At 71.7% G+C, this 17,383-nt stretch carries 12 protein-coding genes; 4 read left to right on the top strand and 8 right to left on the bottom strand.

Annotation, left to right across the window (positions count from 1 at the left end):
* The first annotated feature begins 7 nt into the window (after positions 1-7).
* Positions 8-3,640: a methionine synthase gene (metH, locus tag FHS44_RS10280; RefSeq protein WP_184713742.1), complete on the top strand. Its 3,633-nt coding sequence runs from the start codon at positions 8-10 to the stop codon at positions 3,638-3,640.
* A 52-nt stretch (positions 3,641-3,692) separates the two neighbouring features.
* Here the strand turns inward: metH and FHS44_RS10275 are convergent, their stop codons facing one another.
* The 4 genes from FHS44_RS10275 to FHS44_RS10260 form a co-directional block, all read right to left on the bottom strand.
* On the bottom strand, positions 3,693-5,021 hold the full coding sequence (locus FHS44_RS10275) for a serine hydrolase domain-containing protein (protein ID WP_184713741.1): 1,329 nt from the start codon (positions 5,019-5,021) through the stop codon (positions 3,693-3,695).
* 145 nt (positions 5,022-5,166) lie between these two features.
* Positions 5,167-5,922, bottom strand: a complete 756-nt coding sequence (locus tag FHS44_RS10270; protein ID WP_184713740.1) for a peptidylprolyl isomerase — start codon at positions 5,920-5,922, stop codon at positions 5,167-5,169.
* Positions 5,923-6,010: 88 nt separating this feature from the next.
* Positions 6,011-6,565 (bottom strand): RICIN domain-containing protein, encoded by a 555-nt coding sequence (locus tag FHS44_RS10265; RefSeq protein ID WP_184713739.1) that lies wholly within the window; start codon positions 6,563-6,565, stop codon positions 6,011-6,013.
* Positions 6,566-6,945: 380 nt separating this feature from the next.
* Positions 6,946-7,368, bottom strand: coding sequence for a MerR family transcriptional regulator (locus FHS44_RS10260; RefSeq protein ID WP_184713738.1), 423 nt, complete (start codon positions 7,366-7,368; stop codon positions 6,946-6,948).
* Between the two features lie 24 nt (positions 7,369-7,392).
* Here FHS44_RS10260 and FHS44_RS10255 point away from each other — a divergent pair, with 24 nt between their 5' ends.
* On the top strand, positions 7,393-8,832 hold the full coding sequence (locus FHS44_RS10255; RefSeq protein ID WP_184713737.1) for an MFS transporter: 1,440 nt from the start codon (positions 7,393-7,395) through the stop codon (positions 8,830-8,832).
* On the opposite strand, the gene FHS44_RS10250 is transcribed toward FHS44_RS10255, so the two are convergent.
* Positions 8,819-9,394: a TetR/AcrR family transcriptional regulator gene (locus FHS44_RS10250; RefSeq protein ID WP_184713736.1), complete on the bottom strand. Its 576-nt coding sequence runs from the start codon at positions 9,392-9,394 to the stop codon at positions 8,819-8,821. The genes FHS44_RS10255 and FHS44_RS10250 overlap by 14 nt on opposite strands.
* Positions 9,395-9,444: 50 nt before the next feature.
* Positions 9,445-9,756 (bottom strand): alpha-amylase inhibitor, encoded by a 312-nt coding sequence (locus tag FHS44_RS10245; protein WP_184713735.1) that lies wholly within the window; start codon positions 9,754-9,756, stop codon positions 9,445-9,447.
* A gap of 156 nt (positions 9,757-9,912) precedes the next feature.
* Between FHS44_RS10245 and FHS44_RS10240 the strand changes: the two genes are divergently transcribed.
* Complete coding sequence (locus FHS44_RS10240) at positions 9,913-13,689, top strand: WD40 repeat domain-containing protein (protein ID WP_184713734.1); 3,777 nt, start codon at positions 9,913-9,915, stop codon at positions 13,687-13,689.
* On the opposite strand, the gene FHS44_RS10235 is transcribed toward FHS44_RS10240, so the two are convergent.
* Entirely contained in the window at positions 13,686-15,422 is a 1,737-nt protein-coding gene (locus FHS44_RS10235) for a right-handed parallel beta-helix repeat-containing protein (protein ID WP_184713733.1), read from the bottom strand. The two genes, FHS44_RS10240 and FHS44_RS10235, sit on opposite strands and share 4 nt — an antisense overlap.
* Before the next feature lie 54 nt (positions 15,423-15,476).
* Here FHS44_RS10235 and FHS44_RS10230 point away from each other — a divergent pair, with 54 nt between their 5' ends.
* Complete coding sequence (locus FHS44_RS10230; protein ID WP_184713732.1) at positions 15,477-16,340, top strand: TetR/AcrR family transcriptional regulator; 864 nt, start codon at positions 15,477-15,479, stop codon at positions 16,338-16,340.
* A gap of 67 nt (positions 16,341-16,407) precedes the next feature.
* Here the strand turns inward: FHS44_RS10230 and FHS44_RS10225 are convergent, their stop codons facing one another.
* Positions 16,408-17,349 carry an NAD(P)/FAD-dependent oxidoreductase gene (locus FHS44_RS10225; protein ID WP_184713731.1) on the bottom strand — a complete coding sequence of 314 codons (942 nt, stop codon included), beginning with the start codon at positions 17,347-17,349 and terminating at the stop codon, positions 16,408-16,410.
* Positions 17,350-17,383: the final 34 nt, after the last annotated feature.

The following is a 17,383-nucleotide window of genomic DNA, read 5'->3' as shown; positions in this document are numbered from 1 at the left end:
CCTCGAAGTGGACACGACAGCGCCGGCCGAGACGCGTCAGGAGCGGACGCGGCGGCTACGGGAGATCCTCGACCAGCGGATCGCGGTGCTCGACGGCGCGTGGGGCACGATGCTCCAGGGCGCGCAGCTCACCCCGCAGGACTACCAGGGCGACCGGTTCGCCGACCACTCCATGGACGTCGCCGGTGACCCCGACCTGCTGAACATCACCCGGCCCGACCTCATCCTCGACGTGCACCGGCAGTACCTCGCCGCCGGGGCCGACATCACCACGACCAACACCTTCACCGCCACGAGCATCGCCCAGGCCGACTACGGCCTGCAGGAGCACGTGCGGGAGATGAACCTGCAGGGCGCGCGCCTGGCGCGGCAGGCCGCCGACGAGGCGGGCGGCAGGTTCGTCGCCGGGTCGATCGGGCCGCTGAACGTCACGCTGTCGCTGTCGCCGAAGGTGGATGACCCCTCCTACAGGGCCGTCACGTTCGACCAGGTCAAGGCGGCCTACGCCGAGCAGATCACGGCCCTGGCCGACGGCGGCGTGGACCTGCTCCTCGTTGAGACGATCTTCGACACGCTCAACGCCAAGGCGGCGATCACCGCGGCCCAGGAGGTCGCCCCCGACCTGCCGCTGTGGATCTCGGTGACGATCGTGGACCTGTCGGGGCGCACCCTGTCCGGCCAGACGGTCGAGGCGTTCTGGAACTCGGTCAAGCACGCCAAGCCGCTGGTCGTCGGCGTGAACTGCGCGCTCGGCGCCGCGGAGATGCGCCCGCACGTGGAGGAGCTGGCCCGGCTCTCGGGCACCTACACGGCCTCGCACCCCAACGCCGGTCTGCCCAACGCCTTCGGCGGCTACGACCAGACCCCGCACGAGACCGCGCACCTGATCGGCGAGTTCGCGGCCGAGGGACTGGTCAACATCGTGGGCGGCTGCTGCGGCACCTCCCCCGCGCACATCGAGCAGATCGCGAAGACCGTCACCGGCCAGGCGCCGAGGAAGGTCGCCAACCCCCCGAGGCGCAGCCGCTTCTCCGGCCTGGAGACCTTCGAGATCGGCCCGGACACCGGCTTCGTCATGATCGGCGAGCGCACCAACGTCACCGGCTCCGCGCGTTTCCGCCGCCTCATCGAGGCCGGGAACTTCCACGCCGCCGCCGACGTGGCTGCCGAGCAGGTCCGGGGCGGCGCCAACCTGCTGGACGTCAACATGGACGCCGACCTGCTCGACAGCGAGCAGGCCATGACCTCCTTCCTCAACCTCATCGCGACCGAGCCGGAGATCGCCAGGATCCCGGTGATGATCGACAGCTCGCGGTGGAGCGTGCTGGAGGCCGGGCTCAAGTGCGTGCAGGGCAACGGCGTGGTCAACTCCATCAGCCTCAAGGAGGGCGAGGAGCCCTTCCTTGAGCAGGCCAGCAAGGTCAAGGCCTTCGGCGCAGGCGTCGTCGTCATGGCCTTCGACGAGACGGGCCAGGCCGAGACGGCCGACCGCAAGGTCGAGATCTGCGGACGCGCCTACGACCTGCTGACGCAGCGGATCGGCTTCGCCCCCGAGGACATCATCTTCGACCCCAACGTGCTGGCCGTGGCCACCGGCATGAGCGAGCACAACGGCTACGCCAAGGAGTTCATCGAGGCGCTGCCGCGGATCAAGGAGCGCTGCCCCGGCGCGCTCACCTCCGGCGGCATCTCCAACCTGTCGTTCGCCTTCCGCGGCAACGACGTGGTGCGTGAGGCGATGCACTCGGTGTTCCTGCTGCACGCCGTACGGGCCGGGCTGGACATGGGGATCGTCAACGCCGGGCAGCTCGCGGTCTACGCCGACATCCCCGCCGACCTGCTCGAACACGTCGAGGACGTCCTGTTCGACCGCCGCGAGGACGCCACCGACCGGCTCATCGAGTTCGCGCGGACGGTCTCGGGCAGCGGCACCGAGCGCAAGGTGGACCTGTCGTGGCGGGAGCAGCCCGTCGCCGAGCGGCTGGCGCACGCGCTGGTGCACGGCATCACCGACTTCGTCGAGGAGGACACCGAGGAGGCCCGCAAGATCGTCGCGAGTCCCCTTGAGGTCATCGAGGGCCCGCTCATGGACGGCATGAAGATCGTCGGTGACCTGTTCGGCTCGGGCAAGATGTTCCTGCCGCAGGTCGTCAAGAGCGCCCGGGTGATGAAGCGCTCGGTGGCCTACCTTGAGCCGTTCATGGAGGCCGAGAAGGAGCGGGCCAGGCTCGCCGGGGAGGTGGAGACCCGCCAGGGGCAGGGCAAGGTCGTGCTGGCCACGGTCAAGGGCGACGTCCACGACATCGGCAAGAACATCGTCGGGGTGGTCCTGGGCTGCAACAACTACGAGGTCGTGGACCTGGGGGTCATGGTCCCCGCCGCGAAGATCCTCGACACGGCCGTCGCGGAGGGCGCCGACGCCGTCGGCCTGTCCGGGCTGATCACCCCGTCGCTGGACGAGATGGTCTCGGTCGCCGCCGAGATGGAGCGGCGCGGCCTGAAGCTTCCGCTGCTCATCGGCGGCGCGACCACCTCACGGCAGCACACGGCCGTGCGGATCGCCCCCGCCTACGGCAACACGGTCGTGCACGTCCTGGACGCCTCCCGGGTCGTCGGGGTCGTCTCCGACCTGCTGGACGCCGACCGGGCCGACGCGCTCGACGCCGCCAACCGCGAGGAGCAGCAGGCGCTGCGCGAGGCGCACGAGAACCGGCGCCGCCAACCGATGCTCACCCTTGAGCAGGCCCGCGCGAACGCGGAACGCCCGGCGTTCGACGCGATCCCCGTCCCCGAGTTCACCGGCCTGAAGGTCGTCACGCCGAGCCTGACCGAGCTGCGCGAGATGATCGACTGGCGCTTCTTCTTCCTGGCCTGGGAGCTCAAGGGCAACTTCCCCGCGATCCTTGAGCAGCCCGCCGCCCGTGACCTGTACGACGACGGTCAGCGATTGTTCGACCAGATCATCGCCGACGGCTCGCTGCGGCCCGAGGGCGTCTACGGCTTCTGGCCCACGCACTCCGAGGGCGACGACCTGGTGCTGGAGAGCGGCATCAGGATCCCGATGCTGCGTCAGCAGACGCTCAAGCCGGAGGGGCGGCCCAACCGCTGCCTCTCCGACTACGTGGCGCCCGCGGGTGACCACCTCGGCGGGTTCGCGGTCGCCGTGCACGGCGCCGAGGAACTGGCCGCCCGCTACGAGGCACGGCACGACGACTACCAGGCCATCCTGGTCAAGGCGCTCGCCGACCGTCTCGCCGAGGCGTTCGCCGAGCTGATCCACCTGCAGGCCCGCCGTTCCTGGTTCGAGCCGGACGCCCAGCCCGACCTCGCGGACCTGCACGCCGAGCGCTACCGGGGCATCCGGCCCGCGCTGGGATACCCGGCCTGCCCCGACCACACCCGCAAGCGGACGCTGTTCGACCTGCTCGGCGCGGAGTCGCACGGCATGGTCCTCACCGAGTCCTACGCGACGACCCCGGCGGCGAGCGTCAGCGGTTTGATCTTCGCCCACCCCTCCGCCCGCTACTTCACCGTCGGGCGGCTCGGCCGAGACCAGATCGAGGACTACGCGCGCCGTACGGGGATGAGCCTGGAGGAGACCGAGCGCTGGCTGCGCCCGAACCTCGCCTACGAGCCCTGATCGCGCCGATCTCGCCGGTGCTGAGCCGTGCCCCGGTCTTTCGGGGTACGGCTCAGCGCACGCGTCTGGCGGCTCTGCCGCCCAGGTGCAGGAACGTGATCTGTCCGGTCTCGTCACGCAGGAACCGGCCGATGGCCTGCCGGGGGTCGGTGGCGAGCGTCAGGTCGTCGGTGCCCTCCACCAGCGCGAGCGGCATGTCGGGCATGCCCTCGACCCCCGCGGCCACCAGGTGGGGTCGCAGCACGAACCGCGCCGTCAGTTTCTCGTCCACCGCGAGGGTCCACTGCCCGGCGTCGTAGTCGCCCGCGTACTCCGGCCCGGGCTCGCGCAGCGGCAGCCGTACGGGCTGGGGCGCCACGCCGAGCAGGTGCTCCAGGCACCAGTCGGTCACCAGCGCGCCCAGCGCCTTGCCGGGGGCCGAGTTGGTGAGCGTGGTGACGGCGAAGCCGCGCTCGGGGACCATCACGAACGTCGACAGTTGCAGGTTGCCGATGTTGCCGCCGTGCGTGACCAGCCGCAGGCCCGCCCGCTCCTCAAGCAGCCACGGCAGGCCGATGCCGCTCCACGGCGCCCCGAGGTGGACGTGCTCGCGCCGCATCAGCTCCCTGGTCGCGGCCCCGACCGGCTCGTCGTCCACGGTGGCGGTGCCCAGGTGGAAGGCGGCGTAGCGGAGCTGGTCGCGGACCGAGGAGGCGAGCCCGCCCTCGGGCATGGCGTCGCGGAACAACCCCCAGGAGTGCGCGGCGTGCGGGCCGTCCTGCCGGACGACATGCCCGACGGCGTGCGCCCTTGGCGCGACCTCCCAGGGGAAGAAGAAGCTCGATTCCATCCCCAGCGGGCCGAGCACGATCCTGCCCACCGCCGTCTCGTACGGCTCGCCGCACACGACCTCGATGAGCCTGCCGAGCAGCCTGAATCCGGCGTTGCTGTAGGAGGCGAGTTCTCCCGGCGCGAAGAGCTGGGGCAGCCGGTCGTAGGTGGCGACGGAGGCGGCCAGGGCGTCGGCGCCCCAACTGTCGCCGTCGTCGATGTCGCCGAGGAAGCCGCCGGTGTGGGTGAGCAGGTGCCTGACGGTCAGCTCCTCGGCCGCCCGCTCGTCGGCGAGCCGCAGATCGGGCAGGTAGCGCCGTACGGGGCCGTCCAGGTCGAGCAGGCCGCGCTCGACGAGGTGCATGGCGGCCGTCGCGGTGACCGTCTTGGTGGTCGATCCGATCTGGAACAGCGTGTCGCCCGTCACGGCGGCCGGGGCCTCGACGCTGGTGACGCCGGTGGTGAGGACGTGCTCCTCACCGTCGACGATCACGCCGACGGCGGCGCCGGGGACCTGGAGGGAGGCGGCCTGACTGTCGAGCAGGCTCCGCAGGTGGGTGAGGTCAGCCATCCACCCATCCTGCTGAGGACGGGGACCGGGGGGCTTCGTCGGGTTCGACCATTTCCCGCGTCCCGTTCGTCCGGGAGTCCCGCGCCGGGGTCCGCCGGTGACGCCCGCATGGAGGGGCACCCGCGGACCGCGCGGAGAGCGGAGGCTAGTGCCAGACCTTGGCGTGGCGGATCTTCGCCGGGAGGACGGGCTTGCCGTCGACCGGCGGGGTCGGGCCGTCCGGGGTCGGCTGGATGCCACCGGCGGCGATGCGGTCGAGCGCGGCCAGCCCTGCGGCGTTGACCGTGCCGAAGACCGTGTAGTTGGGCGGCAGGCCGGAGTCGCCGTAGACGAGGAAGAACTGGCTGCCGTTGGTGTCCGGTCCGGCGTTGGCCATGGCCAGCACCCCCCGGGCGTAGGCCTTGCGGGTGCCGGTGGTGTCGCCCGGCCACGGCGGCAGGTCGGTGGGCAGCTCGTCCTTGTACTTGTAGCCGGGCCCGCCCTCGCCGGTGAAGCCGGGGTCGCCGCACTGCAGCACCTTGAGCCTGTCGTAGGCGGTCAGCCGGTGGCAGCCGGTGAAGTCGTAGAAGCCGTGCTTGGCCAGGTGGACGAAGCTCTGCACCGTGCAGGGCGCCTTGGCGGCGTTGAGGGTCAGGCCGATGCGGCCGTGGTTGGTCTCCAGGGTCGCGACGACAGTCCTGGTCGGGGTGCGCCACGGGTCCGGCGGCAGCGGCACGCGCCGTACGGCGGGGTCGTCGGGGGTCGCGGTGTAGTGGCACGGCCCCTTCGTCGCCTTGGGCGGCCTGAGAGCCGGGTCCGTGGCCGCGGAGGCGGGCAGGGAGCCGAGCGCGACCAGCGAGCCCGCCGTCGCGGTGGCCAGGGCGGCGCGTGCCGCGAATCGTAACAACGTGCTGTCGGACATCCGGAAGTCCTCCTGGGGGGTGATCAACAGAACCCCTGAGGTGTAATCCATCTGACCGGCACAGTCAAGGGTCCCCGCCCGCCGGGGATCACCAGCTCTCGTCCTCGCGCAGGAACCGCCACAGCCGGTCGGTGGAGTTCTGGTCGCGGGCGAGGTGGAGGGTGTCCCAGCTACCGGGGCCCTGGTAGGTGTCCAGGGTCAGCGCGAGGGTGGTGTTGAGCCGGGGACGGTAGGCCGCCCAGCCGGTGCGGTGGTCGGAGTGGCCCTGCTCGGGGCGGCGGGACCAGTCCTGCAGGGGTGAGCCGTTGCAGGTGCGGACGACCACCTTGTCGGCCGCCTTGGGAAGGCCGGTCACCGGCTGCAGGCACTTGTTGGCCGCCTCGTTCTTGATCACGTAGTAGCCGTCCTCGGTGACGGTGTAGGTCCACTTGACCGTCCGGTATCTCCAGCGGGGGTGGCGCAGGGCGATCGCCTCCGCGCCGTCGGCGAGGCTGTCGCCGAGGATGGCCAGGCGGCTGCCGTCCATCCTGCTGATGAGTTCCCGGTTGGTCTGCGGGGGGTCGGCGTGTGCGGCGGGCGCGCAGATCAGTGCGGCCGCGATGAGCACGGCCACCGCGCACACGATCTGGCTGGTGGTGGGCATGGGAGTTTCTCCTGAGGGGCTGGCGACACGGACCTCCGTGTTGTCACATAAAGTAGCCAGTCGGATACTTTGCGTGCGCTTCCCTGGGGGAGGCTTCTCCGTCTCCCCGAGCCACACAGTCCTCACGGGGAGAACCGTTTAACTCGTCATGGTCTTTCGGCCAGGACGCGGCGCAGGACCCCTCCGAGCCGTGAAAGGCGTGTAGAGGATGGCCTCGTCGCGGTTCGGGTCGAACTCCGCGATGGCGACGCAGGCGGGCGGCGGACCGCTCAGGTCCCCGGTCCGAGCCGGGGCAGCGTACGGCGTGGCGGGCTGGCCGCTCATCCGGTTACGGCTGGGCGGCCCCTGCTGATCATCCGCCGATCGGCGTCGCCGTACGCTCAGGTGGGGGCCCACAGGCGGTCGGCCTCTCCCGCGGCGAGCCGCCCCCGGTAGACGTCGATCTTGTGGGTGATGAGCTTGAGGCTCTCCTGGACCTCGGCGAGCTTGTCGGCCACCTCGACGCGGTGCGCCTCCAGGAGGGCGAGCCGCTCCTGCTCGTTGCCCGCCCCCTCCGCCACGAGCTCGGCGTAGCGCCTGATGGTCCTGATCGGCATGCCGGTCGCCCGCAACCTGGTGCAGATGAGGATCCAGTCGAGGTCGATCCGGTGGTATCTGCGCCACCCGCCCGCGGTGCGGTCCACGGTGGTGACGACCAGCCCGGCGCGCTCGTAGTAGCGCAGCGTGTGCACGCTGACCCCGGTACGGCGGGCGGCCTCGGCGATGCTCAGCCCCTCATCGGCGCTGTGATTGACTTCGAGCACGCTCTAAATCCTAGCGTCGCGTTCATGACTCAACTCGACCCCGCCCGGCGCCGTCGGCTTCTGGTGCTCGCGATCTGCTGTGTCAGCGCGGCCGTCGTGGTCATGGACATCTCCATCGTCAACGTCGCGCTGCCCGCGATCCGCCGCGACCTGAACGCCTCGGTCTCCGGCCTGCAGTGGACGGTCGACGCCTACACCCTGGTCCTCGCCGGTTTCCTGGTGCTGGCGGGTTCGACCGCCGACCGGATCGGCCGCAGGAGGGTCTTCCAGATCGGCCTGGCCACCTTCGGGATCGGCTCGCTGCTGTGCGGCCTGGCGCCGAGCGTCGGCTGGCTGGTCGCGGCGCGGACGGTACAGGCCGTCGGCGGCACGATGCTCAACCCGGTGGCGATGGCGATCGTCGCCACAGCCTTCCCCGAACCCGCGGAACGGGCCAGGGCCATCGGCGCGTTCGGCGCGACGACCGGCCTGGCGCTGGCGCTCGGCCCGGTCCTCGGCGGTCTCCTGGTCGACGCCTTCGGCTGGCACGCCGTCTTCTGGGTCAACGTGCCGGTCGTGGCCGCCGCGATCGGGTGCGCCGCGCTCCTCGTGCCCGAGTCCCGCGCTCCCCGGCCACGCCGCTTCGACCCGGTGGGCCAGGCCCTGGTGGTCCTGGTGCTCGGCTGCGTCGTCTACGCGGTGATCGAGTCCGGGCGGTTCGGCTGGACCTCGCCGGTCATCCTCGGCCTGTTCGCCGTCGCCACGCTCGGCGTTCTCGGCCTCGTCGGCTACGAGCCACGCCGTGCCGACCCGCTGCTCGAACCGCGCCTCTTCCGCAGCGTGCCGTTCGGTTCGGCGATTGCGACGGCCTTCCTCGCCCTGTGCGGGTTCGGGATGTTCCTGTTCGTGACGACCCTGTACCTGCAGGAGGTACGCGGCATGTCCGCGCTGACGGCCGGACTGTGCCTGCTGCCGGTCGGGGCGCTGACCGTGGTGCTCTCCCCCATCACCGGACGGCTCGTCGGCACCCGTGGCCCCCGGCTGCCCCTGGTCGTCGCCGGGAGCGCGCTGGCGCTCGGCGGTCTCGCCTCACTCGGACTCGGACCCGCCACCCCGCTGCCGGCCGTACTCGCGACGTTCCTGCTGTTCGGTATCTTCATGGGGACCGTCAACCCGCCGATCACCAACACGGCGGTGTCCGGGATGCCCCGCTCGATGGCCGGGGTCGCCGCCTCGCTGGCCTCCGTCGGCAGGCAGAGCGGCACCACGCTGGGTGTCGCGCTCGCCGGGATGATCACGGGCCCGGCCCTCACCCGTGGTGGTACGGCCTTCGCCGCCGCCGAGCACGGCGTGTGGTGGCTGGTGACCGGACTCGGCGTCGGCATCGTGGCCCTGGGACTGCTCGCCACCGGACGCGGGGCCATGGCGACCGCGGACAGGGCGGCCGCGCTGTTCGAGAACCTGGACGGCCTCAGCGTCCGGTGAACCTGTCCACCAGGAGGTCGAGCCGCCGCGCCGTCCCCTCCTCGGTCAGGCGGCCCGAGCGGGTGAGCGCGACCAGACCGTGCAGGGCCGACCAGAAGACCTCGACGAACAGGCCGGGGTCGGCGTCCCCGGCCACGTCGGCGAGCGTGTCGAGCAGCGCCCCGAACGCCTCACGCAACGGCGCCGGGGTCGCCGGGTCGGTGAAGGGAAGCCCGGCGTCGAGCAGGAACATGGCGTCGTAGAGCGCCGGGTTACGCTCGGCGAAGGCGACATAGGCCTCCGCGAGCGCGGCCACCGCGGCCCGCCCCCGTGGGCCGCCCGCGACCGCGCTCCGGATCGCCGCCGTCAGCTCGGCGAACCCCTCAAGGGCCACCGCCCCGACGATCTCGCGTTTGCCGCGGAAGTGGCTGTAGAGCACGGGCTGGCTGTACTCGATGCGCTCGGCCAGGCGGCGCGTGGTCACCGCGTCCCACCCCCGCTCCTCGGCGATCCCCCTGGCCGTCGCGACGATCAGTTGGTGGCGGCGTGCCCGCTCACGCTCCTTGCGTTCCCGTACCGGCATCCTCGAACTCTAGCACCGCTAGACATTCGAGCACCGATTCCACAGCCGGTTCAGCAGTAACGAAGACCGTCGAACCTGCCGGGCCGACCCCAGCTCCACTCCTTCGAGGTCCCCGGACGGTAGGACCAGCAGGCCTTGTCGCCACGCCTGGCGACGATCACCTTGACCCGCACGGCCCGGGGGCACGTGTTCGTGACCCGCACCTTTCTCGCCCCCAGGGATTTCGTCCACACACAGGTGGGCACCGGCGCGGAGGTCACCCCCGTGTCGGTCCGCGCGGAGGCGGCCGAGGCGGGAACGATCGTCAACCCGCCCACCGCGAGGGCCGCCAGGGAAAGCGCGACCTTTCGTTTCACGTTCATGTTTCTCCTTTTCGCCGTCGCCGTTCCGTGAGCGAGGTGTTTTTCGCTCCACGGCCTGTTTCTAACGGCCGTTGGTTGTCCAGTGTCGGAGCGTGGACACCGGACAACAGACTCTGGACAATGGGCGTCGGCATTCCTGACAGGCGGAAGGTGAAGATGCCGCGAGCTGAGCGTCCACTGGAAAACGATGGCAGCGCGCTGACACGTTTCGCCGCTGACCTGCGATTACTCAGGGCCAAAGCGGGAGGGCCGCCCTATCGTGAGCTGGCCAGGCACGCCCACTACTCCTCGGCGACCCTGGCGGACGCGGCCTCGGGGCGGAAACTGCCGAGCCTGGCCGTCACGCTCGCCTACGTGCGGGCCTGTGGCGGTGACGCCTCGGAATGGGAGGCGCGATGGCGGATTCTGGCCGCCGAATCCGCGGTGGAGAAAACGGCCGGAGAGCCCCCGCAGGTGGATAACGGCGGCGTGCGGAATCCGTATGTCGGGCTGGTCGCATTCCAGCGGGAGGACGCGGAGTGGTTTTTCGGCAGGGAAAGGCTCGTTGAGAATCTGCTCTCCCTCGTGAGGGAACGGCGTTTTCTCGTGGTGTTCGGCTCCTCGGGATCGGGAAAGTCGTCACTGCTGCGGGCCGGGCTGCTGCCCGCGACCCCCTGGCCCACGGCGCTGTTCACCCCGGGACCGCATCCGCTGGACGAGTGCGCCGCGCAACTGGCCGCCCTGGGCACGGGACCGGCCTCCGCCGTACGAGGAGAGCTGGACAGAAGCCCGCGCGCCCTGCACCTAGGCGCGTTGCAGGCGCTGGCCGGGCGGTCCCCGCACGACGAGCTGCTGGTGGTCGTGGACCAGTTCGAGGAGGTCTTCACCCTGTGCCGCGACGCGGAGGAACGGGCCCGGTTCGTCGAGGCGCTGGCGGTCGCCGCGCGTACGGCCAACAGCCGCACCCGTGTCGTCCTCGGGGTGCGCGCCGACTTCTACGCCCGCTGCGCCGAGCACCCCCACCTGGCCGAGGCGATCGGCGACGCCCAGCTCCTGGTGGGCGCGATGAGCGTCGAGGAGCTGCGCCGGGCCATCAGCCAGCCCGCCGTCCGGGCGGGATGCGCGGTCGAGAGCGCGCTGCTGGCCCGCCTGGTCGCCGACACCGCGGGGCAGGCGAGTGCGCTGCCGCTGCTCTCGCACGCCCTGCGGGAGACCTGGCACCGCCGCCGTGGCAACACCCTCACCCTGTCCGGCTACGAGCGGGCCGGTGGCGTGGACGGGGCGATCGCGGCCACCGCCGAGCAGCTGTACACGCGGCTGTCCGCCTCCCAGGCCAGGCAGGCGCGGCGCATCATGCTGCGGCTGGTCAACCCGGGTGAGCAGGCGATCGACACCCGCCGCCCCGCCTCCTACGCCGAGCTCATCCCCGACACGGACTCCGACGCCGCGCAGGTGCTGGAACGGCTGACCGCCGCCCGCCTGGTGACCCTGCACGAGGGCGTCGTGGAACTCGCGCACGAGACCCTCATCGTCTCCTGGCCACGCCTGGGGAGGTGGATCGACCAGGAGCGTGACCTGCTGCGCGTGCAGCGGCGGCTGACCGAGGCCGCCACCGGCTGGCGGGATCTCGGGCACGACCCCGGCGCTCTCTACCGGGGGGTCCGCCTGGAGGCGGCCCGGCCCCTGCTGGCCCGCCCCGGGGAACTCACCGAGCTGGAGAACACCTTCCTGCGGGCCTCCGTGGACGCCGCCGCCCAGGCGGGGCGCGCCGCCGTACGACGTGTGAGATTGGCGCGCCTCGCGGTGGCCGCGCTGACCGTGCTGACGCTCGTCGCCGTGAGCGCCGCCGTGCTCGCGGTCAACGCCGCTGGCCGGGCCGACGCGCGGAGCAGGGAGGCGCTGGCGCACCTGCTGGCGCTCCGCAGCGAGGAGTTCACCACGGCCGATCCGGCCTTCGCGGGACTGCTCGCGGCGGCCTCCTGGCGCTTCGCCCCGACGGCCGAGGGACGGCACACGATGCTCACGACCCTGTCCACGGGCCTGCGCGGTGTGCTGGACAACCATGTCAACTACATCGGCACCGTGGCCTTCAGCCCGGACGGCAGGGTCCTGGCCGCCGTGAGTGACCTGGGTGTGCAGCTGTGGGACGTGGCGACTCATCGTCGCACCGCGGTTCTGGGGGCCCCCTCGGCTTCCGGCCGTCATGATGTCGCGCTGGCGTTCAGTCCGGACGGTGCCGTGCTGGCCACCGGGGGCCGTGAGCCCGGCGTCCGGCTGTGGGACGTGACGACCCGCCGCCCGATCACCACCCTGCCCACCGGTCGCGCCTCGGTCACCCTCCTGAAGTTCAGCACGGACGGCACCGCCCTCGGCGCGGTCGGTAGCAACGGCGTCATCCGGCTGTGGGATGTCGCGACCCGCCATCTGAGCGTCACCATGCGCGTCATCCAGACCGACCACGTCGACAGCTTCGCCAACCACACCACGATGGCCTTCACCCCGCAGGGAGTCCCCCTGGTCGCAGCCTTCCAGAAGGGAGGTCTCCGCCTGTGGGATCTGGCCACTCGCCGCATGACCACCATGCCGGTCAAGGGCACGGACTTCCTCTCCGCACGGGTGACCTTCAGCCCGGACGGCACCACGCTGGCGGTCTCCGACGACGGCGAAAGCGTGCGGTTGTGGGACAGCGTCACCCACCGTCCGAAGGGAAGCCTGCCGTCCGGCCAGGCGTCCGCGCTGGCCTTCAGCCCGGACGGCGGCATGCTGGCCACCGTCAGTCGCTGGGACAACCGCGTCCAGCTGTGGGACACCGCGACCCGTCGTCCCATCGGTGCCGTGGTCTCCGGGAACATCGACCTGGTCAGCAGCATGGCCTTCAGCCTCGACGGCACGCGGCTTGCCGTCGCGAGCCTGGGCGGCGCCGTCCGGCTGTGGGACACGACCTTCCGCCGTCCAACCGGCCTCCGGCTGCCCGGATCCGGCAGCGCCAACGCTGTGGCGTTCAACCCGGATGGCACACGACTTGCCGCCGCGCGGGCGGACGGGAGCATCCGGCTCCTCGGCACCGACGGGCGCCAGGCCGGTGCCCCGCTGACCGGCCATGCCGGGGGTGTGGACGCGGTGGCCTTCAGCCGGGACGGTACACGGCTGGCCAGCGGCGGCCGTGACAAGACCGCCCGTGTGTGGGACGTCGCCACCCGTCGCCAGATCGGCATCCCGTTGACCGGTCACATCAGTGGCGTTGAGGCAGTGGCCTTCAGTCCGGACGGCACGCGGCTTGTCACCGGCAACTGGAACGGCGTCATCCGGATCTGGGATCTCACCACACACCGTCAGATCGGCACTCCGCTGACCGGCCATACCGGGAGCATCGCAGGGATCGCGTTCAGTCAGGATGGCGCGCGGCTGGTCAGCGCGAGCGGGGACGGCGACGTCCGGCTGTGGGACCTCACCGCCCACCGCCAGATCGGTGCTCCGCTGACCAACCACAACAGTGCCGTGGCCGCCGTGGCGTTCAGTCCCGATGGCACCACGCTGGCCAGTGGGTCGGACGGGGAGGTCAGGCTCTGGGACACGGCCACGCACGGTCCGATCGGCGTTCCCCTGACCGGTCACACCGGTGCCGTCAACGTGGTGGAGTTCAGCCCCGACGGCGCCACCCTGGTCACAGCCGACGAGAACGGAACCGTCCAGCTGTGGGACGTCGCCGTACGTAAACCGATCGGTGCCCCGCTCGCAGATCGCGCCGGTGCCGTGGCAGCGGTGGCCTTCGCCCCCGACGGCACCACGCTGACGGGCGCCGGGTCGGCGGGGACGATCCGCCGATGGAGGACGGAGATCCCCGCCGACCCGGTCGCGACGCTCTGCGCCGTCGTGGGGCGCTCCCTCACCCGGGAGGAGTGGCGTCAGTACGTCCCGGGGCAGCCCTTCCAGCAGGTCTGCCCCGCTGCCTAGGGCCGGGGTTCACGCAGGAGACCGGCCCCGGCCCGGATGGCGGCGGCGCTGTCCGGCTCCCGCCCGTCGGTGAAGGTGACGTTGGCCTCGTAGGTGACCCCGGCGGGGGGCGCGTCGGCGCCGATCGGGTCGGCGTCCCAGACGTTGCCGCGATAGACGACGTTGTCCAGCGGCGGCGACACGTGCAGGATGGCCGTGCTGTCGGCCCTGACGACCAGGTTCTCCTCGACCGTCACCCATGCCGCGCCGTAGTCGGTGTAGAGGCCGAAGTTGTACGGCGTGCGCGTGTCCTCGATGACGTTGCCCCGCACGACCGCCCCCGAGTCGTGCGAGTCGCCCTGCGGACCGGCCAGGTAGACGCCTCCCCCGTCGGCCAGCGTCCGCATCGTGCCGGTCGTGAGGTTGTTCAGGACGCGGGTGCCCGTGCCGGGTCCGACGACGATGCCGCAGTGGGGCACGTCGGCGACGTGGTTGTGCGCGACCGTGCAGCCGGTCGTGTCGCTCAGCGCGACGCCGGGGGTGCCGGAGAACTCCAGGCCGACGTGGTGGATCCGGTTGTCCTCGACGAGGACGGAACGGCTGCCGCCGACCACGATCCCCCCTGCGGAGAGCGTGTCGAAGTCGCATCCGCGCACCGTGACGTCCTCGGATCCGGACACGCCGAGCCCGGTGGCGCCGAGCCGGGTGAAGCGGCATCCCTCGAACCGCACGCCGGAGGCGTTCTCGACCACCACGCAGGCCGGGACCGTGGCGGACTCCTCGGGCACCGTGACCGAGGAGCCCGCGTCGTCGATCGGGACCGTGGTGATCGGGCCGCCGACGTAGAAACCGCTGCCGTGGTAGTGAAGGAAGCCCTCGGGACCGCTCGGCCGCAGCCAGGTGGCCTCGGCGAACGTCACCCCGAGGAACGTCACGCCGCCCGGGCCGGTGACGCGCAGCAGGGTCTCCAGGACCGGCGCGACCACCCCGGTGCGTTCCGGGTGCTCGCCGGGCCGGGGCAGGTAACGCAGCACGTGGTGGCCGGGACGTGAGCGGTCCAGGACGAACGTGCCGGGTTCGGTGAGGAAGGAGGCGTCGTTCTCCACCCGGGTCGGCAGCCCCGGCCCCCGTGAGGTCTGGCCCTCCCAGGTGGAGTTGTACAGCTCCAGGGCGCGTCCGAACGCGGGCTGCGCCATGGTGATCACGGTGCCGTCGCCGTCGGCCGTGACGGAGGCGACACCGAGGCGGGCCTCGGTCCACGGGTAGACGCCCCGGTGGACGAACTCCACGTCGCCGGGGCTCTGCCAGGCCAGCGGCGCCGCGCTGCCGGTGGTGTAGCCGGTCTCGGTCATGGTGACCTCGCCGGGGAGGGTCTCGACTCCCGCCCGCTCGGCCCGTCGGCCGTCCACGTAGAGCTGGCGGGTGTCCAGGTCGCCGACGTCGGCCAGCCACACGCCGTCCTGCTCCTGCCAGCCGGTGACGGTACGGCCGCCGCTGACGACGACTTTCTCCTGGTCCGCGGCCTGGAAGGTGATGTGGGCGCCGGGGGCGGTGGTGAGTTCGAGCGGTTCGGTCAGCACGTGCGTGCCCGCCCCGAGCCGCACGACGACCTCTCCGGTGAGGGAACCGGCAGCCCGTACGGCGTGGCCGAGGGTGGCGAAGGGGCGCTCCCGCGTCCCCGGGGCGGAGTCGTCCCCGGCGAGGGCGTCTCCGTTGAGGGAGTCTCCGTTGGGGGCCACGAAAAGTTCGGTCATGGGCATGTCACCTCGGGTCATGTTTATGGCGTACACATGGTGTATACCATAAACATGGGAGGAAAGCGCAAGGCGGATGATCCGGACTACACGGTCGAGCTGTTGTGGCAGCGGGACGGCGCGGAGGCGAGACAGGGGCTGAGCCTGGGCAGGATCGTGCGCGCGGGCGTCGAGCTGGCCGACGCCGAGGGCCTGGCCGGGCTGTCGATGCGCAAGGTGGCCGAGCGGCTCGGTTTCACCACCATGTCGCTCTACCGGCACGTGTCCGGCCGCGAGCAGCTCATCGACCTCATGTGCGACGCGGTGGCGGGCGAGAGCGTCGGCGCGGGGGACGCGGCGGAACGGGACGGCTGGCGGGCGCGGCTTGAGGCGTGCGCCAGGGAGGGCTGGGCGCTGCGCCGCCGTCATCCCTGGCTGGCGGAGGTGCGGGGCGGGCGCCACGTGCCCGGCCCCAACGTCATCGCGTGTTACGAGCAGATGCTGGCCGCGGTCGCCGGGACCGGCCTGTCCCCCTCCGAGGTGATCGCGGTCGCCGGTCTCGTCGGCAGGTTCGTCGACTCCGAGGCGCTGCTGCTGGCCGAGACGGCCGAGACGGAGCGGCGCAGCGGCCTCAGTGAGGAGGAGTGGTGGGGAAGCCGCGACACGCTGTTCGAGCGGCTGAACGACTACCCCACGATCGCCCGCCTGTGGGAGGAAGGGGGCTTCGACCAGCCGGAGGACCCCTTCGAGTTCGGCCTCGCCCGGCTGCTGGACGGCATCGAGCTGCTGATCCAGCGTTACAAAACTAGTGACGAAACAGGGGTGTGTGTCATGTGTGGCACGCCGGTCGAGCAACCCGCCTCGGGACGTCCCAAGGCGTACTGCTCCCCCTCGTGCCGCCAGCGGGCCTACCGCAGGCGTAGAACCGGTCAGGACTGAGCGGCTCTGTCGGCCACCAGCAGCAGACCGGCCGTGGCGCTCCGTGTGAGAGCCGTGGACACCGCGATCAGCCCCTCGCCCGTGCGAACGGGTTGGGCAGGCCGAAGTCGGCGCAGAGCAGGTCCTGGTCGACGACTCCTGCGGCGAGGGTGCCCGAGGCCGCCGCGGCGACGACCGCCGCCAGGGGGATCGGTACGGTGGCCCGCCGTGCCATGTCACCGGCCGCGTAGACGCCGGGCACGCCGGTCCGGCCGAACTCGTCCACCTCGACACACCCGTCGTCGAAGGTCGCACAGCCGAGCCGGGCTGCCAGGTCGGAGCGCTGCCGTGGCACGTTGACGACGAACACCGCGTCCCTGGCCAGGGCGGGGCCGCCCTCGAACACGACCTGCTCAAGCCGACCGTCCGTTCCCTCCAGGCGGGTGACGGCCTCACACCGTACGGCGAGGCCGTACGACTCCAGCGTGTCCCGCGCCGACGGGTCGAGCGGTTCACCGTCGGCGCAGAGCACGACGTCGGCGGCGAACCGGCTCAGTTGCAGCGCCAGCCGTACCCTGGCCGGACCGGCGCCGAGGACGGCGACGCGCCTGCCGGTGCACTCGTAGCCATGGCAGTAGGGGCAGTGGAAGGCGGAGCGGCCCCACAGCGCCTCCACCCCGCGCGGTCCGGTGAGGTCGTCGGCCAGCCCGGTGGCCAGGAGCAGGCGCCGGGTGCCCGCCGTACCGCCGTCGGACAGGTCCAGCTCGAAGCCGTCGGCCAGCGCGCGGACGGCGGTGACCGTCGCCGTCCGCGTCCGCACGGTCTCGTAGGCGGCCCGTTCCTCCTGGGCGAGCGCGCGCAGCTTCGCGGGCGGCGTGCCGTCCCGGGTCAGGAAGTTGTGCACGGCGTCGGCGGTCGCGTTGCGGCCCTCCCCCGCGTCGACCAGCAGGGTCGTCCTGTGGACCCGGCCGAGGGTCAGGGCGGCGGACATCCCGGCCGGTCCTCCACCGACGATGACGACGTCGAACATGCTTGCCTCCGGTGAGTGGTCGCTTGACGTGGAG

Source organism: Streptosporangium saharense (genome assembly GCF_014203715.1).
In the GTDB taxonomy this organism is placed as follows: Bacteria; Actinomycetota; Actinomycetes; order Streptosporangiales; family Streptosporangiaceae; genus Streptosporangium; species Streptosporangium saharense.
Note: the sequence above shows the minus strand (reverse complement) of the source record. Positions and strands in the feature narration are given on the sequence as shown.

What these genes read in the sequence shown, in the direction of transcription:
- FHS44_RS10270 (WP_184713740.1), bottom strand. Translation starts at nt 5,922, where the DNA reads ATGTCCGACAGCACGTTGTTACGATTCGCGGCACGCGCCGCCCTGGCC.
- FHS44_RS10245 (WP_184713735.1), bottom strand. Translation starts at nt 9,756, where the DNA reads ATGAACGTGAAACGAAAGGTCGCGCTTTCCCTGGCGGCCCTCGCGGTG.
- FHS44_RS10235 (WP_184713733.1), bottom strand. Translation starts at nt 15,422, where the DNA reads ATGACCGAACTTTTCGTGGCCCCCAACGGAGACTCCCTCAACGGAGAC.
- FHS44_RS10275 (WP_184713741.1), bottom strand. Translation starts at nt 5,021, where the DNA reads ATGGCTGACCTCACCCACCTGCGGAGCCTGCTCGACAGTCAGGCCGCC.
- FHS44_RS10230 (WP_184713732.1), top strand. Translation starts at nt 15,477, where the DNA reads ATGGGAGGAAAGCGCAAGGCGGATGATCCGGACTACACGGTCGAGCTG.
- FHS44_RS10225 (WP_184713731.1), bottom strand. Translation starts at nt 17,349, where the DNA reads ATGTTCGACGTCGTCATCGTCGGTGGAGGACCGGCCGGGATGTCCGCC.
- FHS44_RS10255 (WP_184713737.1), top strand. Translation starts at nt 7,393, where the DNA reads ATGACTCAACTCGACCCCGCCCGGCGCCGTCGGCTTCTGGTGCTCGCG.
- FHS44_RS10240 (WP_184713734.1), top strand. Translation starts at nt 9,913, where the DNA reads ATGCCGCGAGCTGAGCGTCCACTGGAAAACGATGGCAGCGCGCTGACA.
- FHS44_RS10265 (WP_184713739.1), bottom strand. Translation starts at nt 6,565, where the DNA reads ATGCCCACCACCAGCCAGATCGTGTGCGCGGTGGCCGTGCTCATCGCG.
- FHS44_RS10250 (WP_184713736.1), bottom strand. Translation starts at nt 9,394, where the DNA reads ATGCCGGTACGGGAACGCAAGGAGCGTGAGCGGGCACGCCGCCACCAA.